At 55.1% G+C, this 26,085-nt stretch carries 28 protein-coding genes; 23 read left to right on the forward strand and 5 right to left on the reverse strand.

The genetic code is table 11. The annotated features are described in order from the left end of the window. The first annotated feature begins 16 nt into the window (after positions 1–16). The 4 genes from rimJ to murJ all read left to right on the forward strand — a co-directional run bounded on the left by rimJ (position 17) and on the right by murJ (position 3,845). The gene (rimJ, locus tag AC6I8W_RS08290; protein ID WP_013508634.1) at positions 17–607 is read left to right on the forward strand and encodes a ribosomal protein S5-alanine N-acetyltransferase; all 591 of its coding nucleotides are present in this window, start codon (positions 17–19) and stop codon (positions 605–607) included. A gap of 17 nt (positions 608–624) precedes the next feature. Then, positions 625–1,263 carry a DUF480 domain-containing protein gene (locus AC6I8W_RS08295; RefSeq protein ID WP_497837740.1) on the forward strand — a complete coding sequence of 213 codons (639 nt, stop codon included), beginning with the start codon at positions 625–627 and terminating at the stop codon, positions 1,261–1,263. A gap of 1 nt (position 1,264) precedes the next feature. Beyond that, on the forward strand, positions 1,265–2,185 hold the full coding sequence (locus AC6I8W_RS08300; RefSeq protein ID WP_497837741.1) for a Gfo/Idh/MocA family protein: 921 nt from the start codon (positions 1,265–1,267) through the stop codon (positions 2,183–2,185). Between the two features lie 121 nt (positions 2,186–2,306). Further along, positions 2,307–3,845 carry a murein biosynthesis integral membrane protein MurJ gene (gene murJ, locus AC6I8W_RS08305; RefSeq protein WP_497837742.1) on the forward strand — a complete coding sequence of 513 codons (1,539 nt, stop codon included), beginning with the start codon at positions 2,307–2,309 and terminating at the stop codon, positions 3,843–3,845. Between the two features lie 132 nt (positions 3,846–3,977). Here murJ and flgN read toward each other — a convergent pair whose 3' ends face one another. From flgN to flgA, 3 genes are all read right to left on the reverse strand, one after another. Next, positions 3,978–4,409, reverse strand: coding sequence for a flagellar export chaperone FlgN (gene flgN, locus AC6I8W_RS08310; protein ID WP_497837743.1), 432 nt, complete (start codon positions 4,407–4,409; stop codon positions 3,978–3,980). 5 nt (positions 4,410–4,414) lie between these two features. Then, positions 4,415–4,720, reverse strand: a complete 306-nt coding sequence (flgM, locus tag AC6I8W_RS08315) for a flagellar biosynthesis anti-sigma factor FlgM (RefSeq protein ID WP_497837744.1) — start codon at positions 4,718–4,720, stop codon at positions 4,415–4,417. A gap of 105 nt (positions 4,721–4,825) precedes the next feature. Beyond that, complete coding sequence (gene flgA, locus AC6I8W_RS08320) at positions 4,826–5,485, reverse strand: flagellar basal body P-ring formation chaperone FlgA (RefSeq protein ID WP_497837745.1); 660 nt, start codon at positions 5,483–5,485, stop codon at positions 4,826–4,828. A gap of 154 nt (positions 5,486–5,639) precedes the next feature. Here flgA and flgB point away from each other — a divergent pair, with 154 nt between their 5' ends. The 11 genes from flgB to flgL all read left to right on the forward strand — a co-directional run bounded on the left by flgB (position 5,640) and on the right by flgL (position 15,548). Beyond that, a complete protein-coding gene (gene flgB, locus AC6I8W_RS08325; protein ID WP_497837746.1) occupies positions 5,640–6,053 on the forward strand; it encodes a flagellar basal body rod protein FlgB in 414 nt (137 codons plus the stop codon). A gap of 2 nt (positions 6,054–6,055) precedes the next feature. Continuing rightward, complete coding sequence (flgC, locus tag AC6I8W_RS08330; protein ID WP_497837747.1) at positions 6,056–6,460, forward strand: flagellar basal body rod protein FlgC; 405 nt, start codon at positions 6,056–6,058, stop codon at positions 6,458–6,460. A gap of 12 nt (positions 6,461–6,472) precedes the next feature. Then, positions 6,473–7,147, forward strand: coding sequence for a flagellar hook assembly protein FlgD (gene flgD, locus AC6I8W_RS08335; RefSeq protein WP_497837748.1), 675 nt, complete (start codon positions 6,473–6,475; stop codon positions 7,145–7,147). A 26-nt stretch (positions 7,148–7,173) separates the two neighbouring features. Continuing rightward, on the forward strand, positions 7,174–8,394 hold the full coding sequence (gene flgE, locus AC6I8W_RS08340) for a flagellar hook protein FlgE (protein WP_497837749.1): 1,221 nt from the start codon (positions 7,174–7,176) through the stop codon (positions 8,392–8,394). Positions 8,395–8,414: 20 nt separating this feature from the next. After that, positions 8,415–9,173, forward strand: coding sequence for a flagellar basal body rod protein FlgF (locus tag AC6I8W_RS08345; protein ID WP_497837750.1), 759 nt, complete (start codon positions 8,415–8,417; stop codon positions 9,171–9,173). Positions 9,174–9,189: 16 nt separating this feature from the next. Next, entirely contained in the window at positions 9,190–9,972 is a 783-nt protein-coding gene (gene flgG, locus AC6I8W_RS08350; RefSeq protein WP_013508646.1) for a flagellar basal-body rod protein FlgG, read from the forward strand. Between the two features lie 62 nt (positions 9,973–10,034). Beyond that, positions 10,035–10,745 carry a flagellar basal body L-ring protein FlgH gene (locus tag AC6I8W_RS08355; RefSeq protein WP_497837751.1) on the forward strand — a complete coding sequence of 237 codons (711 nt, stop codon included), beginning with the start codon at positions 10,035–10,037 and terminating at the stop codon, positions 10,743–10,745. 9 nt (positions 10,746–10,754) lie between these two features. Then, entirely contained in the window at positions 10,755–11,861 is a 1,107-nt protein-coding gene (locus AC6I8W_RS08360) for a flagellar basal body P-ring protein FlgI (RefSeq protein WP_497837752.1), read from the forward strand. Beyond that, on the forward strand, positions 11,861–12,802 hold the full coding sequence (gene flgJ, locus AC6I8W_RS08365; RefSeq protein WP_497837753.1) for a flagellar assembly peptidoglycan hydrolase FlgJ: 942 nt from the start codon (positions 11,861–11,863) through the stop codon (positions 12,800–12,802). The genes AC6I8W_RS08360 and flgJ overlap by 1 nt, the downstream gene beginning before the upstream one ends. Before the next feature lie 120 nt (positions 12,803–12,922). Beyond that, positions 12,923–14,566: a flagellar hook-associated protein FlgK gene (gene flgK, locus AC6I8W_RS08370; protein ID WP_497837754.1), complete on the forward strand. Its 1,644-nt coding sequence runs from the start codon at positions 12,923–12,925 to the stop codon at positions 14,564–14,566. A 19-nt stretch (positions 14,567–14,585) separates the two neighbouring features. Then, positions 14,586–15,548 carry a flagellar hook-associated protein FlgL gene (flgL, locus tag AC6I8W_RS08375; protein ID WP_497837755.1) on the forward strand — a complete coding sequence of 321 codons (963 nt, stop codon included), beginning with the start codon at positions 14,586–14,588 and terminating at the stop codon, positions 15,546–15,548. 162 nt (positions 15,549–15,710) lie between these two features. On the opposite strand, the gene rne is transcribed toward flgL, so the two are convergent. Continuing rightward, positions 15,711–18,926, reverse strand: coding sequence for a ribonuclease E (gene rne, locus AC6I8W_RS08380; protein WP_497837756.1), 3,216 nt, complete (start codon positions 18,924–18,926; stop codon positions 15,711–15,713). A 573-nt stretch (positions 18,927–19,499) separates the two neighbouring features. Here rne and rluC point away from each other — a divergent pair. Next, positions 19,500–20,456 carry a 23S rRNA pseudouridine(955/2504/2580) synthase RluC gene (gene rluC, locus AC6I8W_RS08385; protein ID WP_497837757.1) on the forward strand — a complete coding sequence of 319 codons (957 nt, stop codon included), beginning with the start codon at positions 19,500–19,502 and terminating at the stop codon, positions 20,454–20,456. Between the two features lie 11 nt (positions 20,457–20,467). On the opposite strand, the gene AC6I8W_RS08390 is transcribed toward rluC, so the two are convergent. Beyond that, positions 20,468–21,052 carry a Maf family protein gene (locus tag AC6I8W_RS08390; RefSeq protein ID WP_497837758.1) on the reverse strand — a complete coding sequence of 195 codons (585 nt, stop codon included), beginning with the start codon at positions 21,050–21,052 and terminating at the stop codon, positions 20,468–20,470. 140 nt (positions 21,053–21,192) lie between these two features. On the opposite strand from AC6I8W_RS08390, the gene yceD reads away from it, so the two are divergent. The 7 genes from yceD to acpP all read left to right on the forward strand — a co-directional run bounded on the left by yceD (position 21,193) and on the right by acpP (position 26,003). Further along, a complete protein-coding gene (gene yceD / locus AC6I8W_RS08395) occupies positions 21,193–21,714 on the forward strand; it encodes a 23S rRNA accumulation protein YceD (RefSeq protein ID WP_480370297.1) in 522 nt (173 codons plus the stop codon). A gap of 14 nt (positions 21,715–21,728) precedes the next feature. After that, entirely contained in the window at positions 21,729–21,899 is a 171-nt protein-coding gene (rpmF, locus tag AC6I8W_RS08400) for a 50S ribosomal protein L32 (RefSeq protein ID WP_013508656.1), read from the forward strand. Between the two features lie 26 nt (positions 21,900–21,925). Then, positions 21,926–22,966 (forward strand): phosphate acyltransferase PlsX, encoded by a 1,041-nt coding sequence (plsX, locus tag AC6I8W_RS08405; RefSeq protein ID WP_497837759.1) that lies wholly within the window; start codon positions 21,926–21,928, stop codon positions 22,964–22,966. Beyond that, entirely contained in the window at positions 22,967–23,920 is a 954-nt protein-coding gene (locus tag AC6I8W_RS08410) for a beta-ketoacyl-ACP synthase III (RefSeq protein WP_497837760.1), read from the forward strand. A 15-nt stretch (positions 23,921–23,935) separates the two neighbouring features. Further along, the gene (gene fabD / locus AC6I8W_RS08415) at positions 23,936–24,868 is read left to right on the forward strand and encodes an ACP S-malonyltransferase (protein WP_497838133.1); all 933 of its coding nucleotides are present in this window, start codon (positions 23,936–23,938) and stop codon (positions 24,866–24,868) included. A 10-nt stretch (positions 24,869–24,878) separates the two neighbouring features. After that, positions 24,879–25,613 (forward strand): 3-oxoacyl-ACP reductase FabG, encoded by a 735-nt coding sequence (gene fabG, locus AC6I8W_RS08420; RefSeq protein ID WP_021185603.1) that lies wholly within the window; start codon positions 24,879–24,881, stop codon positions 25,611–25,613. Between the two features lie 153 nt (positions 25,614–25,766). Then, positions 25,767–26,003 (forward strand): acyl carrier protein, encoded by a 237-nt coding sequence (acpP, locus tag AC6I8W_RS08425; RefSeq protein ID WP_497837761.1) that lies wholly within the window; start codon positions 25,767–25,769, stop codon positions 26,001–26,003. The last annotated feature ends 82 nt before the right edge of the window (positions 26,004–26,085 follow it).

The following is a 26,085-nucleotide window of genomic DNA, read 5'->3' on the forward strand; positions in this document are numbered from 1 at the left end:
GATTTCAGGAGTCAAGATGTTTGGCTATCGTTCTGCTGGGCCACGCGTGCGCCTCACCACCGATCGTTTGGTGGTCCGTTTAGTCCATGAGCGTGATGCCTGGCGGTTGGCGGATTACTATGCGGAAAACCGTGTTTTTCTCAAGCCCTGGGAGCCGGTACGCGATGAAAGCCATTGTTATCCGTCGGGCTGGCAGGCGCGTCTGGGATTGATCGCCGACATGCATAAACAAGGCTCGGCGTTTTATTTTGTGCTGATGGATCAGGAAGAGCGTGAAGTGCGTGGTGTTGCCAACTTTAGCAATGTGCTGCGCGGCTCCTTTCACGCCTGCTATCTGGGTTACTCATTAGGTGAGAAATGGCAAGGGCAGGGGCTGATGTTCGAAGCCCTGCAAAGCGCCATTCGGTATATGCAACGGCAGCAACATATGCACCGGATTATGGCGAACTACATGCCACATAATCAACGCAGCGGCGATCTGCTGGCGCGTCTGGGGTTTGAAAAAGAAGGATATGCCAAAGATTACCTGCTCATCGATGGCCGCTGGCAGGATCATGTCCTGACAGCATTAACCTGGCGTGAGTGGACGCCGGACCGCCGCGGATAATAACAGGGAACAATGCAATGAAAATGGCTTTATCAGCGCAGGCGTTGCGCGTGATTGGTTGTCTACTGGAAAAGCAGGTGACCACACCAGATCAATATCCGCTATCGCTCAATGGCGTCGTCACCGCCTGCAATCAAAAGTCCAACCGTGAACCGGTGATGAACCTGAGCGAGAGCGAGGTGCAATCCCAGTTGGATGAGTTGGTGAAAAAGCATCTGGTCACCTCCAACAGTGGTTTCGGGCAGCGTGTCAGTAAATATGAACAACGATTTTGCAACTCAGCATTTGGCAATCTGCAACTCAGCAGTGCAGAAGTCGCGGTATTAACGCTGCTGTTTCTGCGTGGCGCACAGACGCCGGGTGAGTTGCGTACCCGCAGCGGTCGTTTGCATGAATTTAGCGATATGAACGAGGTTGAGCAGACACTCAACGGTCTGATTTCTCGTGATGATGGTCCCATGGTGGTGCGTCTCGCGCGGGAACCCGGTAAACGCGAAAGTCGTTATATGCATCTGTTTGGCGGCGAGGTTGCGGATCAGCCGGAAACGACCATCGAGGCCGAGACCTCGGACCTTGAGGCGCGAGTCGCACAACTGGAAGACACCGTGGCCCGGTTGCAGGCGCAACTGGAACAACTGCTGCAACAGGAGCATTGAGATGACACTGCGTATTGGTATCGTCGGATTAGGGGGCATCGCGCAAAAAGCCTGGCTGCCGGTGTTGTCACAAGCACAAAGCTGGCAACTGGCCGGGGCATTTTCGCCGAATCAGGCCAAAGCGCAACCCATCTGCGATAGCTACCGCATCCCCTGTTTCGGCCAGCTTGATGCTTTGGCGGCCGCCAGTGATGCGGTGTTTGTGCATAGCAGCACGGCTTCACATTACGAGGTCGTCAAAGCACTGCTGCTGGCAGACAAGGATGTTTGCGTTGATAAACCCTTAGCAGAGACCTTACAGCAGGCCGAAGCGCTGGTGGCGTTGGCAGAGAAACGCAAACGTAAATTGATGGTGGCGTTCAACCGCCGTTTTGCGCCACGTTATCAACAACTGCATGCTGAGATGGCGCGTGCGGCGTCGCTGCGAATCGAAAAGCACCGCGCGGACAGTGTCGGGCCGCAGGATTTACGCTTTACTCTGCTGGACGACTATCTGCACGTGGTTGACACGGCGTTATGGCTGGCGGGGGGTAAACTGACGCGCCTGCACGGTTATATTGAGACTAACGAACAGGGTGCGATGTTGTATGCGGAGCATCATTTTTCCGCCGGTGCGCTGCAAGTCACCACCAGTATGCATCGCCGTGCCGGGACGCAGCGAGAAGTGGTCAGTGCCATTTGTGATGGTGACACTATTCAGGTGGCAGAAATGCGTGACTGGCAGCAGGAAAACCTTACGGGGTTGCGCCTGGAAGCGCCGCCTGCATGGCAAAGTCACCTGACACAGCGCGGATTTACCGGCGCTGCTCACCATTTTATTCAGTGCGTACAAAATCAGACGATGCCTGAAACCAGCGGTGAACAGGCGCTGGTGGCGCAGCGGCTGGTGGAAAAGCTGTGGCGTGATGCCGAACAGGAATAATTCCTTGTAACACTCAATGCTGGTCATTTCCCGCCGTGGCAGTAGACTATCGCCGGACATTTTCGAATGTCCGCGCTAAGTTGCTCATTTATCCGACCCTTTTCAGGATGCGCCGCCAATTATGAATTTGTTGAAATCGCTGGCAGCGGTCAGTTCAATGACCCTGTTTTCCCGCGTGCTGGGCTTTGCCCGCGATGCCATTGTGGCGCGGGTATTTGGTGCCGGGATGGCTACCGACGCCTTCTTTGTCGCCTTTAAATTGCCCAATCTGCTGCGGCGTATTTTTGCCGAAGGCGCGTTCTCGCAGGCATTTGTGCCCATTCTTGCCGAATATAAAAGCAAACAGGGTGACGACGCGACGCGGGTATTCGTTGCCTACGTTTCTGGCTTGCTGACTCTGGTGTTGGCCGTGGTGACGGTGTTGGGCATGATTGCCGCCCCCTGGGTCATTGTGGTGACGGCACCTGGCTTTGCGGATACTGCGGATAAATTTGCGCTCACCAGCTCGCTGCTGCGGGTCACTTTCCCTTATATCTTGCTGATTTCGCTGGCGTCGTTGGCTGGGGCTATCCTCAATACCTGGAATCGATTCTCGGTGCCTGCGTTTGCCCCGACGTTGCTGAACATCAGCATGATAGGTTTTGCGTTGTTCGCCGCGCCACATTTTCATCCGCCAGTGATGGCGCTGGCCTGGGCGGTGGTGGTAGGGGGCGTGTTGCAGTTGTTCTATCAACTGCCGCATCTGAAGAAAATTGGCATGTTGGTATTGCCGCGCATTAACCTGCGTGATGCGGGTGTCTGGCGTGTAATGCGTCAGATGGGACCGGCGATTCTTGGCGTGTCAGTCAGTCAAATTTCTCTCATTATCAACACCATTTTCGCGTCGTTCCTCGTCTCGGGTTCCGTTTCCTGGATGTATTATGCTGACCGCCTGATGGAGTTTCCTTCCGGGGTGTTAGGTGTGGCGTTGGGTACTATCCTGTTGCCATCGCTGGCGAAAAGTTTTGCCAGTAATAATCATGATGAATATTCACGGTTAATGGACTGGGGGTTGCGCCTGTGCTTCCTGTTGGCGCTGCCGAGTGCGGTGGCGTTGGGCATCCTTTCGGGGCCACTGACCGTGGCGTTATTTCAGTACGGGAAATTTACCGCTTTTGATGCGGCGATGACACAGCGAGCTTTAATTGCCTATTCAGTCGGGCTGATGGGGTTGATCGTGGTGAAAGTGCTGGCACCGGGATTTTATTCCCGCCAGGACATCAAAACGCCGGTGAAAATTGCCATCATTACCCTGATTGTGACGCAGTTGATGAACCTGGCGTTTATTGGTCCGTTGAAGCATGCCGGTCTGTCGCTATCCATCGGTCTGGCGGCCTGTCTTAATGCTGCGCTGCTCTACTGGCAACTGCGCAAGCAACAGATTTTTCAGCCGCAACCCGGTTGGTTTAGCTTTTTAGTCCGTCTGCTGATTGCGGTAGTCGCGATGGCGGTGGCGCTGTTGGGGTTGCTGTATGTTATGCCGTCATGGGAAGTCGGGCAGATGTGGTGGCGCTTGCTGCGCCTGGCGGCGGTATGTGCCGTGGGCGGCGGGGCATATTTTTTGGTGCTGGGCCTGATGGGCTTCCGTCCGCGCGATTTTGCCCGCCGTACCCAAGCCTAATCATCACGCAAACCACGCGATAAATCGCGTCGCTACAGAACTCTGCCTATTCGTAGCGGCGCGATTTATCGCGCAAAAAAAGCCGCCTCGTTATTAGCGATGGCGGCTTTTTTACCTCTGAACGTCGAACGGTTACCCTTTGCGGCTCAGTGTTGACTGACCTTTACCCAATCCGTCCGGCCCATAAAATGCCTGTGTCTGATGCGGCTTCAGCACCGTCAACGCATTATCAGTAAAACGAATCTGCTGCTGGAGTAACAACCCGTTGTGCGTATTAGCGTCACGCAGTTGATGCGTCTGTTTCTGGATAGTCGTCCAGCGGCGGGACATATCGCTGTTGCCACGATAGGGCGCCTGCGTACCGGTACTTTGCTCGGTCGTTCGGCGCATCTCGTCAAGATAATTCAGCGTCGAGAGCAGCGCGCTTTTATCTTCAGTGATGCGCTGCAACAGGTTGCCGTTAATCAGGCCGGAGGCAAGTTGTTGCTGTTCTTCATTCATCACCTCGCGGAGTGAAGAGAGCACTTCCTGCATTTTATCTAACGTGGTCAACAGATTGTTCATCGGGATTAATTACCCTCTAAATACGCCTTGGTATCAGCAATCAGCGCATCGGCGATCTTGCCGGTATCCATTTTCAGATCGCCATTGCGGATGGCGGTTTTCAGTTGCTCAACGCGCGCAGTATTGATGTCGCTGCTGCCGGGTTGCGTCAGCTGCGCCTGCGCAGCACTCAGTTTCACCTGGGCACCGCTTTCACTGGTGCTGGTGGTGGTGGCGGTGCTGCTCTGGCGCACTTTGCTGCTGTTGTCGGTATTGTCACGGGTCTGAACAGTGCTGGGCGGCTGAATAGGCTGAGTTCTGTCAATGCTCATGGTCTTGCTCCTGTAAGGTCAGTTGGGGATAAGCCAACTGAGTCAGCATAGGGTAATTTCTTTGTTGTTTTCACTATCGGCAGAAAAACAGGGTTCTTTAGCGCTTTATAGCGATATAAGAATATTCCCATCCTCGCCGACCCGACCGCTGACGACCTGACCATTGCCCATTCGCACTCTGACCATTTGCGCAGTGGTCGCATTATTCAGTGCCTTTCCTTCGCTGCTGGCATCAAACCCGTTACCGCTGGCAACCACAATCACATTTTGTCCCGCTTTTACCCGCCATGGCAGACGCACCATGGTGGCGGTAACCGGCTGTCCAGGTGGGATATCTCGCATCACGATGGCATCGGCCACGCTGTCTGCACTGAACAAGGTACGCGCGGGGAGCGTATCCAGTCGCCCGGATTGTAAACGAAAATCGCTGGCAGTGACGTTGCTGCCACGCATCAACTGATGATTTGCCACCAGATAAAGACCAGTGACTTGTACCTGAACCTGTAAGTAACGGCGATTCTGCCCGCAATTGGTGGCAATGCTCAAGTTGCCCCACTGGCGACTGTTGCCAGGCAACACGAATTGGGGGGCAGTGCAGTCCGGCCACTGCGCCTGTGGCGTACGCACCACCACGGTCATTCCCGCTGCGTGTTGCGGATCGCGCGCTTTAAAAAATTGTGTCAGCTGCGCGGAGAGATCCGCAGCATGGCCGGGTAAAGACAGGGCCAACAAAAATGGGGCCAGTAAGGTTGTAAATCTGCGCATAACACGCCTCCTGACTGAAGATGGCACTGAGTCTACTCCTCGCGCAAAAATTTCAATGTCAAAAATAGCCAATGTTTTTGGCGCTATTCAGACGATAGCCCTTGCTTTTCCCCAATTAAGCTGTCAGCTCGAAATTCTCATTCGCGGAGGAAGCATGCTCGACAAACTCGATGCCGCGCTGCGATTTGGTACAGAAGCCCTCAACCTGCGAGCGGAGCGTCAGGAGATCCTGGCCTCTAACATTGCCAACGCCGATACCCCGGGTTACCAGGCTCGGGATATCGACTTTGCCAGCCAGCTCAGCAAGGTGATGGAAAACGGTCGCGCCGAGGGCAGCAGTCTGGCGCTCAACGTGACGTCTGCTCGTCACATTGAGGCTCAGACCAATTCACAGCCGTCGATGGATCTGCTGTACCGCATTCCCGATCAGCCCGCCGCGGATGGCAACACCGTGGATATGGACCGGGAACGTACGCAGTTCGCAGATAACAGCCTGAAATATCAAACCGATCTCACCCTTATCAGTAGCCAGATCAAAGGCATGATGAGTGTTCTGCAGGGGCAATAACAATGGCATTGCTAAATATCTTTGATATCGCCGGGTCGGCCATGACAGCGCAATCGCAGCGCCTCAACGTCAGCGCCAGTAACCTGGCTAACGCCGACAGCGTTACCGGGCCGGATGGTCAGCCGTATGTGGCGAAACAGGTGGTGTTCCAGACCGATGCTGCACCGGGTATGGCGACCGGTGGCGTCAAAGTGGCCAGCGTGGTGGATGATCCTTCCCCGGCCAAACTGGTGTATGACCCGGGCAATCCGATGGCCGACCAGAAAGGTTACGTCAAGATGCCCAATGTGGATGTGGTGGCAGAGACCGTGAACACCATGTCGGCCTCACGCAGTTACCAGGCCAACGTTGAGGTCCTGAACACCGTGAAATCAATGATGATGAAAACGCTGACCATGGGTCAGTAACGGAGAAACACAATGGGTATCGCGGTAGGCGTTAACGAAAACCTGGACCCCACAGTCCTCAGCTCTTCCAGCAGTAGCAGCACCGGCAACAGTGCTGAAGACTTACAAAACCAGTTTCTGACCATGCTGGTGACGCAGTTGCAGAACCAGGACCCGACCAACCCGATGGATAACAGCCAGCTCACCACGCAGTTGGCACAGATCAACACCCTGAGCGGCATTGAAAAACTCAATACCACGCTGGGGTCGATCTCCGGCCAGATCAGCACCAGCCAGAGCCTGCAAAGTACCACGCTGATTGGTCATGGTGTGATGGTGGATGGCAGCCAGATTCTGGTGGGCAGCGGAACGACGACGCCATTTGGTGTGGAACTGACCACCGCGTCGACGGCCACCACGGCCACCATTAAAGATTCAACCGGTGCCACCGTGCGTACCATTGATCTTGGTGCCTTGTCGTCAGGCGTCCATACCTTCTCATGGGATGGCACCCTGACCGACGGCTCCACCGCGCCGGATGGCAAATATACCGTTTCGATTGCCGCCAGCAATGGCAGCACCCAACTGGTGGCTCAGCCGCTGAATTACGCCTACGTCAGTGGCGTCAGCACAGCGGATGACACCTCGACACTGGACCTCGGCACCATGGGCACCGCGACCCTTGATGAAGTACGTCAGATTCTCTAATTAACCTGTAACCCGGAGAAATTAACATGTCTTTTTCCCAAGCGGTGAGCGGCCTGGGCGCTGCTTCAAGCAACCTTGACGTCATTGGTAACAACATCGCCAACTCCGCCACAGCGGGCTTTAAATCCAGCACCATCGCCTTTGCCGACCTGTTCGCCGGTTCTGACGTGGGCCTGGGGACCAAAGTTGCTGCGGTGATCCAGAACTTTAACGACGGCACCACCACCACCACCAGCCGTGGCCTGGACGTCGCGCTGAGCGGCAACGGTTTCTTCCGTATGACCGACAGCAGCGGCGCGGTGTACTACTCGCGTAACGGCCAGTTCACGCTGGATGAAAACCGTAATCTGGTGAACACCCAGGGTCTGTACGTCACCGGCTATCCGGCCAGTGGTTCACCGGCCACCATCCAGACCGGTGCTAACCCGGTGGCCCTGAGTATTCCGACCACCCAGATGTCAGCCAAAGCGACCACGACGGCAACCCAGGTGGCCAACCTCAACTCCACCAGTGATATCCCGAGTGTCACCACGTTTGATGCATCGAACGTTGATAGCTACAACGCCAAAAGCACCATGACGGTGTATGACTCACAGGGTAACGATCACACCCTGGATATGTACTACGTCAAAACCGGTGATAACGCCTGGACAGTCCATGCTATCGATTCCACCACGGGCACCTCAGCCGGTGATTTCGACCTGACGTTTGACAGCAGCGGCAACATGACCAGCGTGGGCGGTGTCGCCGGTGCCACCACCGTGGCCCTGAACATCGACGGCACCAACGGTGCAGCAGCAGGTCAGGCTATCACCCTGAGCATGCAAGGTAGCCTGCAACAGAACACCGGCACCACCACCTTCGGTAACCCGACTCAGGATGGTTATGCACCCGGCGATCTGACCACTTACACCATCAACGACGACGGCACCATCACCGGTACTTACTCCAACCAGCAAACGCAGCTACTGGGACAGATCGTACTGGCGAGCTTCTCTAACCCGGAAGGTTTGCAGTCCGAAGGTGACAACGTGTGGAGCGCCACCAGTTCTTCCGGTCAGGCAGCGATCGGCACCGCAGGCACCGGGACATTCGGTTCGCTGACGGCAGGCGCGCTGGAAGCGTCCAACGTGGATTTGAGCCAGGAACTGGTCAACATGATCGTCGCGCAGCGCAACTATCAGGCGAACGCGCAGACCATCAAAACCCAGGACCAGATCCTCAACACCCTGGTCAACTTACGTTAATTCACTAACGGGATTGCATTATGGATCACGCGATATATACCGCGATGGGGGCCGCCAGCCAGACGCTGGAGCAGCAATCCGTCACGGCCAGCAACCTCGCCAACGCCTCTACGCCGGGTTTTCGTGCCCAACTGGAAGCGTACCGCGCGGTGCCGGTCAATGGCTGGTCGCTGCCGACACGCACGCTGGTGACGGCGTCCACGCCAGGGGCCGATATGAGTGCAGGGGCGATGGACAACACCGGTCGCGCACTCGACGTGGCGGTGGGGCAGGACGGCTGGCTGGCGGTACGCACCGCCGACGGCAGTGAGGCTTACACCCGCAACGGTAACATTCAAATCAGCTCCACTGGCATCCTGACAATCCAGGGCAATCCCGTGATGGGCGATGGCGGACCGATTGCCGTGCCGCAAGGCGCTGAACTGACCATTGCAACGGATGGCTCTATCACCTCGCGTAACCCGGGTGATGCGCCTAATGCCACGGTGCAGATTGGTCGTCTGAAGCTGGTCACGGCGACCGGTCAGGAACTGCAACGCAGTGACGACGGGATGTTCCGTCCTACTGCGCAAACCCAGGCTACACGCGGTGCAGCGTTGGCGCAGGACGTCAACATGCAGGTGTCACCGGGGGTGCTGGAGGGCAGTAACGTGAAACCCGTGGAAACCATGGTCGATATGATCGCCAACGCCCGACGTTTTGAGATGCAGATGAAGGTGATCTCAAACGTCGATGAAAACGAACAAAAAGCCAATCAGTTGCTCAATATGAGCAGCTAAGGCTGAGGATAAAACAATGATTCGTTCCTTATGGATTGCGAAAACCGGTCTTGATGCCCAGCAGACCAACATGGACGTCATCGCTAACAACCTGGCGAACGTCAGCACCAACGGTTTTAAGCGTTCACGTGCGGTATTTGAAGATCTGATGTATCAAACCGTCCGTCAGCCGGGTACGCAGTCATCCGAGCAAACTACCTTACCGTCTGGTATGCAGATTGGTACCGGTGTGCGTCCGGTGACTACTGAACGTCTGCACACTCAGGGCAACCTGTCGCAGACCAGCAACTCGAAAGATCTGGCCATTAACGGTCAGGGCTACTTTGAAGTGCAGATGCCGGATGGCACCTCAGCCTACACCCGTGATGGTTCATTCCAGGTGGATCAGAATGGTCAGCTGGTGACCAACTCCGGTTATACCGTGCAGCCGGGTATCACCATTCCTGCCAACGCCACCAGCATCACCGTTTCGCGTGATGGCATCGTGAGTGTGACGCAGCAGGGCCAGACCAACCCGACCCAGGTGGGCCAGTTAACACTCAGTACTTTTATGAACGACGCCGGTCTCGATAGCCTGGGTGAAAACCTCTATCAGGAAACCCAGGCATCCGGTGCGGCCACCCAGAGCACGCCGGGGCAGAACGGTGCCGGCCTGCTGTATCAGGGCTATGTGGAAACCTCAAACGTCAACGTGGCGGAAGAGCTGGTATCGATGATCCAAACGCAGCGCGCTTACGAGATTAACAGTAAAGCGGTCAGCACGTCCGATCAGATGTTAGCGAAGTTAACCCAGTTATAAATCTGGTGTCTTTGGGCCAGCCTGGCTGGCCTGATTAAGAACATGAATAAGGTCAGAACTCCGTGGCGAAGCAAGTGATTCTCAAGCCTGGTCATTGGTTGGTAGCGTTATCGCTGCTGACCCTAAACGGTTGTGCGTTGATACCTCGCACGCCACTGGTACAAGGTTCGACAACGGCTGAGCCAACGCCTTCTGCGCCACCCGTGGTCAATGGTTCCATTTTTCAGGGCGTTGCACCGCTCAACTACGGTTATCAACCGCTGTTTGAGGATCGCCGCCCACGCAATATCGGCGATACGCTGACCATTACCTTGCAGGAAAACGTCAGTGCCAGCAAAAGTTCGTCTGCCAATGCCAGTCGTGATGGCAGCGGGAGCTTTGGTTTGACGACCGTCCCAACCGGCTTGAATGGTTTGGTAGGAGCGAGTGGTGAGAAGGTCGGTATTGACGGCGAAGGTAAAAACGACTTCACCGGGAAAGGCGGCGCCACAGCCAACAACACCTTTACCGGCACCATCACCGTCACCGTTAACCAGGTGCTGTCCAACGGCAACCTGCGCGTTGTGGGTGAGAAGCAGATCGAGATTAATCAGGGAACCGAATTTATTCGTTTCTCTGGCGTGGTTAACCCCCGCACCATCAGCGCCAGTAACGCGGTGCTGTCAACAGCAGTGGCCGATGCACGTATTGAGTATGTCGGTAATGGTTATATCAATGAGGCGCAGACGATGGGCTGGTTCCAGCGTTTCTTCCTGAACGTTTCGCCGATGTAAGAGGTTACGATGAAAATGAACACTCTGCTGCGTTTGAGCCTGAGCTTGCTGCTCGGATTCAGCCTTATCGCTCATGCTGACCGCATCCGCGATCTGACCACCGTACAGGGCGTGCGCGACAACCAGCTGATTGGTTACGGCTTAGTGGTGGGACTGGATGGCACAGGCGACCAGACCACTCAGACGCCTTTTACCACGCAAACCGTCAGCAACATGTTGTCGCAGTTGGGGATCACTGTCCCTACGGGCACCAATATGCAGTTGAAAAACGTGGCGGCGGTGATGGTGACGGCGAAGCTGCCGGCCTTTGCCCGTCAGGGTCAGAACATTGATGTGGTGGTGTCATCGCTGGGTAACGCCAAAAGTTTGCGCGGCGGTACGTTGCTGATGACGCCGATGAAAGGCGTCGATAACCAGGTCTATGCGCTGGCGCAGGGTAACATCCTGGTCGGTGGTGCCGGTGCCGCAGCCGGTGGCAGCAGCGTACAGGTCAACCAGTTGAACGGTGGTCGTATTACCGGAGGGGCCACGGTGGAACGTGAGCTGCAAAGCAACTTTGGCAGCCAGAGCACTATCAACCTGCAACTGAACAACGAAGATTTCACTATGGCGCAGCGCATTGCAGATGCCATCAATCGCGGTGGTTATGGTTACGCCCAGCCGCTAGATGCGCGTACCGTACAAATTCGTGTTTCGCCGAATAACAGCTCGCAAGTACGTATCCTGGCGGATATCCAGAACCTTGACGTTTCCGTACCGCTGGAAGACGCCAAAGTGATCATCAACTCACGTACCGGTTCGGTGGTGATGAACCGCGAAGTGACGTTGAGCACCTGTGCAGTCGCGCAGGGCAACCTGTCGGTCACGGTTAATCAGCAGCAGAACGTCAATCAGCCGAACACACCATTCGCGGGTGGTCAAACTGTGACGACCAACCAGACGCAGATCGATATGCGCCAGAGTGGTGGGGCGCTGCAACATGTCAACGCCAGCGCCAACCTGAACAATGTGGTACGCGCACTGAATGCGTTGGGCGCAACACCGATTGACCTGATGTCGATTCTGCAATCGATGCAGAGTGCAGGCTGTCTGCGCGCCAAACTGGAAATTATCTGATGAGTGATACGCAATCGCTGATGAATGCGGCTTATGACAGCCGCTCGCTCAATAACCTGAAACGCGAAGCCAGTCAGGATCCGAAAGGTAAAGCCTTACAGGTGGCGAAGCAGGTTGAAGGCATGTTCGTGCAGATGATGCTGAAAAGTATGCGTGAGGCATTGCCCAAAGATGGCCTGTTGAGCAACGACCAGACGCGGCTTTTCACCTCAATGTACGACCAGCAGATCGCGCAGGAGATGGGCAAACGCGGTCTTGGGCTGGCGGAGACCATCGTCAAACAGATGCAACCCGCTCAGGAACCGGATGAGCGTGCGGGCACCGTACCGATGAAGCTGGATAACAGCTTCATTTACAGCAGCATGGCACCCATTCAGTTGGAACAAATGGTGCGTAAAGCGATGCCGCGACTGCCGGTATCACCCGGCAGTTTGTCCGGCGACAGCAGCGACTTTATTGCCCAGCTGGCGCAGCCCGCCAAAGTGGCGAGTGATGAGAGTGGCATTCCACACCACCTGATTCTGGCGCAGGCGGCGCTGGAGTCCGGCTGGGGGCAGCGTCAGATTCTGACGCGCGACGGTAAGCCGAGTTACAACGTGTTCGGTATTAAGGCCAGCGGCGACTGGAAAGGCCAAACCACTGACATCATGACCACCGAATATGAACACGGCGAAGCGAAAAAGGTCCGCGCTACTTTCCGTGTGTACGGCTCCTATCTTGAGGCGCTGACCGACTACGTCAAACTCCTGTCGAACAACCCGCGTTATGCCGCAGTCGCAAATGCCCAGACGGCGGAGCAGGGTGCACAAGCGTTACAGGCTGCCGGTTATGCGACCGATCCGAAATACGCCCAGAAACTGGTGGGAATGATCCAGCAATTCAAAAGCATGGGCGAAAAAGTCGTGAAAGCGTATAGCCAGGATTTGACCGATTTGTTCTGATTTTTTACCTCAAGTTTCACTTAAGCACGCCGATAACCCTCATACACCCCGGGCGTTTCAACGCCCCGGTAACCGCACTGATGACAGCCAGCCCGGTGAACGGGAAATTAAGGAACCGAGATGTCCAGTATAATCAACTCAGCGATGAGCGGGCTGAGCGCCGCACAGGCCGCACTAAGCACTACCAGTAACAACATCAGCAACTATACCGTGGCGGGTTACACGCGTCAGACGACTATCCTGGGGCAGGCCAACAGCACGCTAACCGGAAGCAGCTATTACGGTAACGGGGTGACGGTGACGGGTGTGCAGCGTGAATATGATGAGTTCATCACCGCGCAGTTACGCAGTGCCAGTGCCACTTACAGTGCGCAGAATACCCAATATTCTCAGATCTCAAACATTGACGATCTGCTCTCGACGTCGACCACCAGCCTGTCAACGTCGATTCAGGACTTCTTTACCAACCTGCAAAACGTGGTCAGCAACGCAGATGACCCGTCCGCGCGCCAGTCAATGCTGAGTAACGCCCAGGGGTTGGTCAACCAGTTCCAGACTACCGCGCAGTATCTGACTAACATGCAGACCAGCGTCAACACGGATATCACCTCCAGCGTTGATCAAATCAATACCTACACCAGTCAGATTGCCAACCTGAATACTCAGATTGCCAAACTGACCACCGGTGATGGCACTGCGCCGAATGACCTGCTGGACCAACGCGATCAGTTGGTGAGTAGCCTGAATGATATCGTCGGGGTGTCGGTGTCGCAGCAGGACGGCAGCTATATCGTGTCCATGGGGAGTACCACGCTGGTCAACGGCAGCAAAACCACTTCGCTGGTGGCGATGCCTTCCAGCAGTGATCCTTCGCGTATCACTGTGGGTTATGTCGATAAGCAGGCGGGTAACGTAGAAATTGCTGAGAAAACCCTGACAACCGGTTCGTTGGGTGGTTTGCTGGCATTCCGTACCCAGGACCTGGATACCGCACAGAATCAACTCGGCCAGCTTGCCGCTGCCTTTACCACCAGCTTCAACACCATTCATAAAGAAGGGTATGACAGCAACGGTGATCAGGGCACCGATTTCTTCAATATCGGCAGCCCGGAAGTACTGAGCAATACCAAGAATACCTCCAGCACGACGCTTTCCGCTGAATGGACCGACACCAGCGCGGTGAAAGCCTCGAACTACACCGTTAGCTATGACGGCAGCAACTGGTCCGTGACACGTCTGTCCGACAACGTCAGCGTAACGCCGACGCAGGGAACGGATGCTGACGGCAATACCACTCTGAGTTTTGATGGTTTACAGCTGACCGTTGATGGTACGCCAGCAGCGAAAGACAGCTTCCTGGTGAAACCGGTGCAGAACGTAATTAATGATATGTCGGTGGCGATCACCGATGAGTCTCAGATTGCCGCTGCTGGTGCAGTGGATGGTGCCAGCGATAACACCAACGCGCAAAAACTGCTGGATTTGCAAGATACCAAACTGGTGAACGGGAATGCCACCCTGGCAGAGGCGTATGCCAGCATAGTCAGCACCGTCGGTAACAAAACCAGCACGCTGGAAACCACCACCACCACTCAGGAAAGTGTGGTTAGCCAGTTGAGCGACCGTCAGCAGTCGATTTCGGGCGTGAACCTCGATGAAGAGTACGCCAACCTGACCAAATATCAGCAATATTACACGGCGAACGCGCAGGTGCTGCAAACTGCCAGCACCATTTTCAATGCGCTGATCGACAGCCTCGGCTAAGCAGAGAGGATAAAAAACCATGCGTCTTAGTACCAATATGATCTTCAACCAGCAGGTGCGCGGCATCACGGATTCGCAAGCCTCCTGGCTCAAAGTTGGCGAGCAGCTTTCCAGCGGCCGTCGTGTGACTAACCCTTCTGATGACCCGATTGCGGCCTCGCGTGCTGTGGTGTTGTCCCAGACACAGGCGAAAAGTAGCCAGTACGCCACCGCGCGTAGCTTCGCTAATCAGAGTCTGTCCATGGAGGAAAACACCTTATCCAGCGTCACCAGCAGCATTCAGGATGCACAGACCCTGATTGTACAGGGTTCAACCGGTACGTTGAGTGATGATGATCGTGCCTCGATCGCCACGTCACTGGAAGGGATCCGCTCGCAATTGCTGGGTCTGGCTAACAGTAAAGATGGTAACGGCAACTATATTTTCGCCGGCTATCAAACCGATACCGAGCCATTCACTGATGATGGCACCGGCGTGACCTATGTCGGCGGCAGCGATGCCATCACCCAGAAAGTGGACGACAGCCGCACCATGTCGGTCGGCGACACCGGCACCTCGGTGTTTATGTCGATTACCAGCAACGCCAAAGCAGAACCGGACGGTAGCGCCAGTGAAACCAACCTGTTCAATATGCTCGACAGCGCGATCGCCGCTTTGAAAGTACCGCAAGACAACGCTGACGATGCCACCAAACAAACCTTCCAGGATGCGATGGACAAGACCAACCGTGGACTGAGCAACTCACTGAACAATGTGTTGAGCGTGCGTTCTGCGGTGGGATCAAAGATGTCTGAGCTGGACACGCTGGATGCGCAGGGTGATGACCGCGATACCATTATGGCGTCGCAGATGAGTGACCTGGTGGATGTGGATTACACCTCGGCGATCTCCAGCTACACCATGCAGCAGACGGCATTGCAGGCGTCTTATACGGTGTTTACTCAGATGTCGAAGATGTCGTTGTTCCAAATTAATTCGTAACTGACCTGCAAATTTGAGCGTACTTAAACCGGGTGCGCTTGCTTTTTCCCACGCCCTTCACTGGCCGTGGGATTTTTTTTGCCTGATAAAAATCGCGCCGCTACGTATTCGGGCAATAAAAAACCCCGGACTGGCCGGGGTTTGGTGTGACGTACAGTGGGTTTAGACGCTTTCTGGCTTGGTCGCCGGGGCGGTAGCCTGATGCGTAGCGCTATGGCCACCAGCCGAACCACGGCCTGCAAACTCAAATGGCGGGCGTACCCAATCGCTATGGCGAACCGGTTCAGGTTGCCAGGTCGGTGCCGGTGCTTTGGTCATCGGCGCAGAAGCGAAATGCTTCCAACGGGTTTCTGCGTTGTTGATGACCGCATCGCGTGCAGCAACCGGTGCATGAGGCTCCACGATTGGCTCCAGCTGGGCTGCAACAGCAACCGGCGCGGACAGGACTTCTTCCACTTGCTCGGTGACTTCCGGTGCGACTTCAGCCGGTGCAGCAACGGCGGCAGCGACGGCTTCGCTGACCTCGGCGGCAACATCAACCACCGGTTCGGCCTGCGCGACAGTCTCTTCGGCGATCGCTTCATCAGCGGCTGAAATCACGGTCGGTTCTTCATTTACCGGTGTTTCAATCGGGCTGGTGTCCTCGGTATTCACCACCGGCACGTCAGTGTGCGCCTGCGGTTCAGCCTGATGCACAACGGTTTCGACGTTTTGCTCTGCGGCCACTTCCTGCGCTGGCTCAACGCTGGCAGGCAAGGCAACAGCAGCTGCGGTCTCTTCGCGGCTGTAATCCGGCGTCTCGTTCAGTGCATCCTGCGTCACCAGTTCCTCGTTGGTTTGTGCCACCGGGTAACGCACCCAGACTTTGCCAGAGGCCATTTCTGGAGAGGCAGAAGCGCTCGCCAGTGGCATGGCTGATTGGGTTGGATAGCGCTCATCACGGTAACGACGACGACGCTGACCACTGACACGCAGGTGACGTGGTGAACGACGTGAACGGCGCGGCATATTAGCGCTGTCACGGTTATCAACGTCATCCTGCTCATCATTCGCCACTTCCGGTTCTTCATTGATCACGGCGCGCGGTACAGTTTCAACCGGTGCATCAACGGTCTCGGTTGCAGTTGCGTTTTCGTCACCAAAGCGCACTTTCTGTGACAGTTGGCGCGGCTTACGACGCGGCATAACCTGAACGCGTTCTTCTTCCTGTGCCGCCTCATCAACGATATCCGCCTGAACAACCGGTTCAGCGGCTTTCTGCTCCTGCTGCTGGGTGCGTTTCTCTTCCTGACGACGACGCTGACGCTCCGCACGCTGTTCGCGACGCTGTTGCTGCTGCTCTTCACGCTGCTGGCGAGCTTCTTCGCTCTGTACTGGGCTGCGTTCTTCACGCGGCTCGTTCTGGCGTTTGTTGCGACGGTTCTCGGTGGTTTCACGCGGTTCGCGTGGCTCACGTGCTTCACGCACCGGTGCATTCTCAGCGTTGCGCGGTGTACGCTCGCGACGATTATTGCGACGGTTGTTGCGACGATCACCACGCTGCGGGTTGTTTTCACCTTCGCTGGTTTTGCTTTCCTGTTGCTCGCTGACTTCAGGCGCGGCAGCCGGGGCATCACCAACAAACAGTTTTTTCAGCCCACCCAGCAGGCGTGCCATAAAGCCGGTTGACGCAGCCGGTGCAGCAGCAGTAGCGGTTGGCTTCGCTTTCTTCGGCTCGTCTTTCACCACTGGCTTGCTTTCTTCAGCCACTTCAACCGGTGCAGGTGGTGCATCAGGCATGACAAAGGCGGCAAGAGCGGGTTGCTCCGGACGACGACGTTCAGCCTGTTCCTCTTCTGAAGGCAGCGCCATTTCTGCTTCGTGCAACTTCGGCAGCAGGTAGCTCAGGGTCTGAGTCTCTTCGCCTTTGCGCACGCGCAGAACCGAGTAGTGCGGGGTTTCCATCTGATCGTTCGGCACGATGATGGCACGTACACCACCCTGACGCTTCTCAATCGCACTGACCGCGTCACGTTTTTCGTTCAGCAGGTAGGAGGCAACCGGAACCGGCACAATGGCATGCACTTCTTTGGTGTTATCCTTCAGCGCTTCTTCTTCAATCAGACGCAAAATGGACAGCGACAGCGATTCGTTATCACGAATGGTGCCAGTACCGCTACAACGCGGACAGACGTGATGGCTGGACTCGCCCAGCGATGGGCTGAGACGCTGACGCGACATCTCCAGCAGACCAAAACGTGAAATATGGCTGATTTGAATACGTGCGCGATCCTGACGTACCGCTTCACGCAGACGGTTTTCCACTGCGCGCTGATGGCGTACCGGCGTCATATCGATGAAGTCGATAACGATCAGACCACCAAGGTCACGCAGACGCAGCTGACGGGCGATTTCATCGGCTGCTTCCAGGTTGGTGTTGAAAGCGGTTTCTTCGATATCACCCCCGCGCGTCGCGCGTGCTGAGTTGATATCAATCGCAGTCAGCGCTTCGGTGCTATCGATAACAATCGAGCCGCCAGAAGGCAGGCGCACTTCACGCTGGAAGGCCGATTCAATTTGTGATTCGATTTGGTAATGGCTGAACAGCGGGATTTCACCGGTGTACAGTTTGATTTTGCTGCTGAAGTCCGGACGACCCAGCGCAGCGATATGCTGACGCGCCAGTTCCAGCACTTTCGGGTTATCGATAAGGATTTCACCAATGTCCTGACGCAGATAGTCACGGAAGGCACGCACAATCACGTTGCTTTCCTGATGAATCAGGAACGGGGCCGGACGGCTTTCTGCGGCTTTCTTGATGGCTTCCCAGTGTTTCAGACGGAAGCTGAGGTCCCACTGCAACGACTCGGCAGATTTGCCAACGCCCGCAGTACGCACAATCAGGCCCATGCCTTCCGGCAGTTCCAGTGCGGACAACGCTTCTTTCAGTTCGGTACGGTCATCGCCTTCGATCCGACGCGAAATCCCACCCGCACGCGGGTTGTTGGGCATCAGCACCAGATAGCTACCGGCCAGGGAAATAAAGGTGGTCAGTGCCGCGCCTTTATTTCCACGTTCCTCTTTATCAATCTGAACGATGACTTCCTGGCCTTCACGCAGTACATCTTTGATATTAGGACGTCCGTGCGCGTTGTAACTGGCGGGGAAATATTCGCGGGAAATTTCTTTCAGAGGGAGAAAACCGTGGCGCTCAGCACCGTAATCAACAAACGCAGCTTCCAGGCTGGGTTCAATACGGGTGATTTTACCTTTGTAGATATTGGCTTTTTTCTGTTCGTGTCCGGGGCTTTCGATATCCAGATCGTACAGACGTTGTCCGTCAACCAGGGCAACGCGCAACTCCTCCTGCTGAGTTGCGTTAATTAACATTCTTTTCATCGTGACTTACTCGTTATTCTCTCATGAGTGACAAAGCTGCGGGCATCGTTACCCTGGACGAGAATCAACCGATGGCCCCGTGTCTTTAATGCACAGACGTCAACCTCACGGTTGTCGGTGGCTAAAGGGGCGCAAATCTTGTCGGTGGCCTGTTTTTCATAAGGAAATCCAGCGCCTGAAGGTGGAAGTGCTACAGAGTATTCAAAAATCCACACATCCCAGTCTGTCGTCCTGGCTGCAACCCGCAGCCCGCTAAGTGCCTGATTTAACATTACGTCTTACGCCATTGCTGCGTGTCCGTTTAATCCGGCAAAATGACTTATTTCGCTCTTTCTTCTGCCTGAATCTTTCCAGGACAGAAACCCCTGCATTATTCCATTGCTAACCAACATATAGCAAGGCGACTTTTGCCGAGCTGTGAAGTTTATGCATCCTTAACCTGTTCATTTGCAGGGGTTATCATCACATTGTTGAAAAAGTCAGCATTTCGACCCTTTAGCGCCGCGACAACCAGAGAGTTAAGCACAGAAAAAGGGGTGGCGCTATCCAGGGACACTATTTAGAATCGCCGCCATGAAAACAGAGAATCCCGGCGTACAATTTGTCGCCATCACGGCTGAAAATGCCGGACAACGAATTGATAACTTTTTGCGCACCCAACTGAAGGGTGTGCCGAAAAGTATGATTTATCGCATCTTGCGTAAAGGCGAAGTGCGGGTAAATAAAAAACGTATCAAACCTGAATATAAGCTGGAAGAGGGCGATGAGATCCGTATTCCACCGGTGCGGGTTGCTGAACGTGAAGAACAGGCTGTCTCGCCAAAGTTGGCGAAAGTTGCCTCGCTGGCGGATGCCATCCTTTATGAGGATGATTATTTGTTGGTCCTGAATAAGCCTTCCGGCACTGCTGTGCATGGCGGCAGCGGCTTAAGTTTCGGCGTAATCGAAGGATTACGTGCGCTGCGACCGGAAGCCCGTTTCCTCGAACTGGTTCACCGCCTCGATCGCGATACCTCAGGAATTTTGCTGGTCGCCAAGAAGCGTTCGGCGCTACGTTCCCTGCATGAACAGCTGCGCGACAAAGGCATGCAAAAAGACTACCTGGCGCTGGTGCGTGGCGACTGGCCATCCCATCTGAAAGTGGTCCAGGCACCGTTGCTGAAGAATATCCTGCAAAGTGGCGAGCGTGTGGTGCGCGTCAGTGCGGAAGGTAAACCCTCAGAGACGCGGTTTAAAGTGGAAGAGCGCTTTGGCTTTGCCACTTTGGTGAAAGCCAGCCCGGTTACTGGCCGTACACACCAGATTCGCGTGCACACCCTGCACGCGGGCCACCCGATTGCCTTTGATGATCGTTACGGCGATCGTGAATTTGAACGCCAGCTGGCATCGACCGGACTTTCCCGTCTGTTCCTGCATGCGGCGGCGTTGACTTTTACCCATCCCAACACCGGTGAGACGTTACGGATGGAAGCGCCGCTGGACGGCGCTTTGAAGCATTGTCTTAGCCAGTTACGTCAGAAAAAAGCATAACGCCACGGGCATCAGCACAAAGGGTTGATGCCCGCGTCCCGCAACATCCCGTTCAGCGCAATCAGCGGTAAACCAATCAAGGTATTGGGATCGCGCCCTTCCAGCCGTTCAAACAGACAAATGCCCAGACCTTCGCTTTTGAAGCTGCCTGCACATTGCAGCGGCTGCTCTTTGGCGACATAGCCAGCAATTTCTGCGGTGCTCAGGGTGCGGAAATGGACGGTAAAGGGTTCACAGCAAATAAATTGCTGCCCGCTTTGTGGCTGAATGAGCGCCAGACCGGTATAGAAGGTGATGGCTTTACCGCTGGCGGCGGCTAGCTGCTGGCACGCATTTTCTTCGGTGTGCGGCTTACCGGTGATGTGGCCATCCAACACGCAAACCTGATCGGAGCCGATGATCCAGCTGTCCGGATATTCAGCGGCCAGTGCCCTGGCTTTCGCCAGGGCCAGACGTTGTACCAGCGCGTCCGCCGCTTCGCCGGGGTGTGGCGTCTCATCGGCGTGTGGCGCGGCACAGATAAATGGCAGGCCAAGCTTACTTAATAAAGCCTGACGGAAGGGTGAGGTTGAAGCTAAAACCAGCGATGTCGTCATTTTTTTGCAGAATAGATAGCGTAAAGGTGACAGTCATTTTAAACTGTGCGCCGCACTGGATGCGACTAACGGGTGAAAGATGCTGTAAAACGGCCTTTTTCTTTGACTCTATGACGTTACAAAGTTAATATTCGCGCCCTATGCAAAAGGTAAAATTACCCCTGACGCTCGATCCGGTACGCGCTGCGCAGAAACGCCTTGATTATCATGGTGTTTATTCACCTGAACTGGTGGCGCGCGTGGCCGACTCGGTCGTGAGTGTGGACAGTGATGTGGAATGTGCCATGTCGTTTGCGGTTGACAACCAGCGCCTCGCGGTTCTGCAAGGAACAGCGGATGTGCAGGTTACGTTGTTATGTCAACGCTGCAACCAGCCGTTTCCTCATCAGGTTCACATAAGCTATTGCTTCAGTCCTGTTTCTAATGAAGAGCAGGCCGAGGCACTGCCGGAAGCCTACGAACCGGTCGATGTCAATGATTTTGGTGAGATCGATCTGTTGGCAGTGATTGAAGATGAAATCATCCTCGCACTACCAGTGGTTCCGGTGCATGATTCTGAACACTGTGAAGTGTCCGACGCGGACATGGTGTTTGGTAAGTTGCCTGAAGAGGCAGAAAAACCAAATCCATTTGCCGTATTAGCCAGTTTAAAGCGTAAGTAATAGGAGTAAGGTCCATGGCCGTACAACAGAATAAACCCACCCGTTCTAAGCGTGGTATGCGTCGTTCTCATGATGCGCTGACCACCACCACCCTGTCTGTAGATAAAGTTTCTGGCGAAACTCATCTGCGTCACCACATCACTGCGGATGGTTACTACCGCGGTCGCAAGGTTATCGCTAAGTAATTCTTGCGTTTACGCAAGGCGATACTTTGACACGTTTGACCCTGGCGATAGATGCCATGGGCGGGGATTTCGGTCCCTGCGTGACAGTGCCTGCAGCCTTGCAGGCACTGGCCTCTCATACGCACCTGGTTCTCCTTCTGGTCGGTAATCCCGACACAATCATGCCATTACTTGCCAAAGCGGATTCCTCGGTAGCGGGGCGTGTGCAGGTGATCCCTGCCGAATCGGTTATTGCAAGTGATGCCAGACCCTCACAGGCGATTCGTAGTAGTCGCGGCAGTTCCATGCGTATTGCGCTGGAACTGGTTAAAGAGGGCAAGGCTCAAGCCTGTGTCAGCGCGGGAAACACCGGCGCGTTGATGGGCTTAGCCAAGTTGTTGCTCAAGCCGTTGGAAGGTATTGAGCGTCCGGCACTGATGACCGTACTGCCGCATCAGCAGCAGGGTAAAACGGTGGTGCTGGATCTGGGCGCGAACGTGGAGTCCGACAGTGAAATGTTGGTGCAATTTGCGGTGATGGGAGCGGTAGTGGCCGAAGAAGTGCTCGCCATTAACCAGCCCCGCGTCGCGTTGCTCAACATTGGACAGGAAGAAACCAAAGGTCTGGAAGCCATCCGCTTAGCAGCGGCGGTACTGCGGGAATCCCCGCAAATCAACTATATTGGTTATCTTGAGGGGAATGATCTCCTCACCGGCAAGACGGATGTGCTGGTTTGCGATGGCTTTGTCGGCAACGTCACGCTGAAAACCATGGAAGGTGTGGTAAGAATGTTTCTTTCGCTGCTCAAATCGTCAGGGGAAGGAAAAAAACGGGCCTGGTGGCTGAAGTGGCTGGGACGCTGGATCCAAAAGCGTCTGGCGAAGCGTTTCGGTCATCTCAACCCCGACCAGTACAATGGCGCTTGTCTGTTAGGATTGCGCGGAACGGTGATCAAAAGCCACGGCGCGGCGAATCAACGTGCGTTTGCCGTAGCGATAGAACAGGCAGAGCAGGCGGTGCGGCGGCAAGTCCCTGAACGGATTGCTGCGCGCCTGGACACTGTATTAGCCAGGAGTGACAAAGCGTAGATGTTTACCAAAATTCTCGGTACGGGCAGTTATTTGCCCAGCCAGGTGCGTACCAACGCGGATCTGGAAAAAATGGTGGAGACTTCGGACGAGTGGATTGTCACCCGTACCGGTATCCGTGAGCGTCGCATAGCTGCGCCGGATGAAACCGTAGCCACGATGGGCTATTCGGCAGCACAACGCGCGCTGGAAATGGCGGGTGTTGCGGCGAGTGACGTGGGTCTGATTATTGTCGCGACCACCTCTTCCAGCCATGCATTCCCGAGTTCGGCCTGTATGATCCAGCAAATGTTGGAGATTAACGACTGTGCCGCGTTTGACCTTGCAGCCGCATGTGCAGGTTTTACCTATGCACTGAGCGTGGCCGATCAGTACATCAAAAATGGCGCGGTGAAACATGCGCTGGTGATTGGTGCTGACGCGCTGGCACGTACGCTGGACCCAGCCGATCGTGGCACCATTATTCTGTTTGGTGATGGTGCGGGTGCGGTGGTACTGGGCCAGAGCAGTGAGCCGGGTATTATTTCGACCCATCTGCATGCTGATGGTCGTTACGGCAAATTGTTGACGTTACCGTACCAGGATCGTGAACACCAGGATCAACCGGCATACCTGACGATGGCGGGCAACGAAGTCTTCAAAGTGGCCGTCACCGAACTGGCGCACATTGTTGATGAAACCTTGCAGGCCAATAATCTCGATCGCGAAATGCTCGACTGGCTGGTGCCACATCAGGCCAACCTGCGTATTATTAGCGCCACCGCGAGAAAGCTCGGCATGGGAATGGACAAAGTGGTGGTGACGTTAGATCGCCACGGCAACACCTCTGCGGCTTCTGTGCCCAGTGCACTGGATGAAGCGGTACGTGATGGTCGCATCAAGCCGGGACAACTGATTCTGCTGGAGGCCTTTGGTGGTGGTTTCACCTGGGGTTCCGCGCTGGTTCGCTTTTGATTACAGGAACGAATGATGACGCAATTTGCTTTGGTGTTCCCGGGACAGGGATCGCAGACCGTAGGCATGCTGGCCGAGCTGGCCGCTGAAAACCCGCAGGTAGAAGCCACTTTCCGTGAAGCTTCTGATGCGCTGGGTTATGACTTATGGCAATTGGTCCAGCAGGGACCGGCTGAAGAACTGAACAAGACCTGGCAGACGCAGCCAGCATTGCTGGCGGCTTCGGTAGCGATTTATCGCGTCTGGCAGAGCAAAAATGCCCCCCTGCCTGCCATTATGGCCGGACATAGTCTGGGTGAATACTCGGCGTTGGTCTGCGCCGGGGTGCTGAATTTTGCCGATGCCATCAAACTGGTTGAACTGCGTGGCAAACTGATGCAGGAAGCGGTGCCGGAAGGCACGGGCGCGATGCAGGCGATTATCGGTCTTGACGACGCCGCCATCCGTAAAGCCTGTGAAGAGAGTGCGCAGGGTCAGGTGGTTTCACCGGTTAACTTTAACTCGCCGGGCCAGGTGGTGATCGCGGGTAACAAAGAAGCGGTTGAGCGTGCGGGTGCAGCCTGTAAAGCAGCGGGGGCGAAACGCGCACTGCCGTTGCCGGTCAGCGTTCCGTCCCATTGCGCACTGATGAAACCTGCGGCAGAGAAGCTGGCTGTGGCACTGGAAGCGATCAGCTTCAATGCGCCGTCAGTGCCGGTGGTAAACAACGTTGATGTGCAATGTGAAACCTCAGCTGACGCTATTCGCAGCGCGCTGGTACGTCAATTGTACAGTCCGGTACGCTGGACGGAAGCGGTTGAGTTTATCGCTGCACAGGGCGTGACGCAGTTGCTGGAGATCGGTCCGGGCAAAGTATTGACCGGTCTCACCAAACGTATTGTGGACAGCCTGACCGCAGCTGCGGTGAACGATCCTGCTTCACTGACTGCTGCGCTTACACAGGAATAAGAGGAAAATCATGGGCTTTGAAGGTAAAGTTGCGCTGGTTACCGGCGCGAGCCGCGGCATCGGTCGCGCCATTGCGGAGACGCTGGCGGCGCGTGGTGCCAAAGTGGTGGGGACTGCCACCAGTGAAAGCGGCGCGGAGGCAATCAGTGCTTACCTCGGCGACAGTGGTAAAGGTCTGCTGTTGAATGTGACCGATCCTGCGTCCATTGAGAGTGTGCTCGAGAAAGTGCGCGCAGAATTTGGCGAAGTGGACATTTTAGTCAATAATGCAGGCATTACGCGTGATAATTTACTGATGCGCATGAAAGACGATGAATGGGCGGATATCCTCGATACCAACCTGACGTCGGTTTTCCGTCTCTCGAAGGCGGTTATGCGTGCCATGATGAAGAAACGTGTGGGCCGTATCATTACCATCGGTTCTGTAGTTGGAACCATGGGTAACGCGGGTCAGGCAAACTATGCAGCAGCAAAAGCAGGTTTGATTGGCTTTAGCAAATCACTGGCGCGAGAAGTTGCGTCACGTGGCATTACCGTAAACGTCGTGGCTCCGGGTTTTATTGAAACGGACATGACGCGTGCACTGAACGAAGATCAGCGCTCGGGCATTCTGGCGGAAGTTCCGGCAGGTCGCTTAGGTGACCCACAGGAAATCGCCAATGCTGTTGCATTCTTAGCCTCTGACGAAGCCGCCTATATCACAGGCGAGACACTTCACGTCAATGGCGGGATGTACATGGTCTGATTATCACGAAATAATTTGCATTATTCGCGGTAAAAACCGCAGAATAGCGTAAAATCGTGGTTCGACCAGCCGGGATTTTGTTGCATCTTTTTCAACATTTTATACACTACGAAAACCATCGCGAAAGCGAGTTTTGATAGGAAATTTAATAGCATGAGCGACATTCAGGATAGAGTTAAGAAGATCATCATCGAGCAGTTGGGCGTTAAACCGGAAGACGTAAGTAATGATAAGTCTTTCGTTGACGACCTGGGTGCTGATTCTCTTGACACCGTTGAACTGGTTATGGCTCTGGAAGAAGAGTTCGATACCGAGATTCCAGACGAAGAAGCTGAGAAAATCACTACCGTTCAGGCAGCGATCGACTACATCACTAGCCACCAAGGCTAATGAATATCCTTCAGGCGGTCACTCGACCGCCTGAGTTTTATAGTTTGTCCCACATAGCTTTTTTTTATCCCTCCCTGGAGGA

Source organism: Pantoea sp. X-Soil-TKNS-1211, assembly GCF_059730495.1.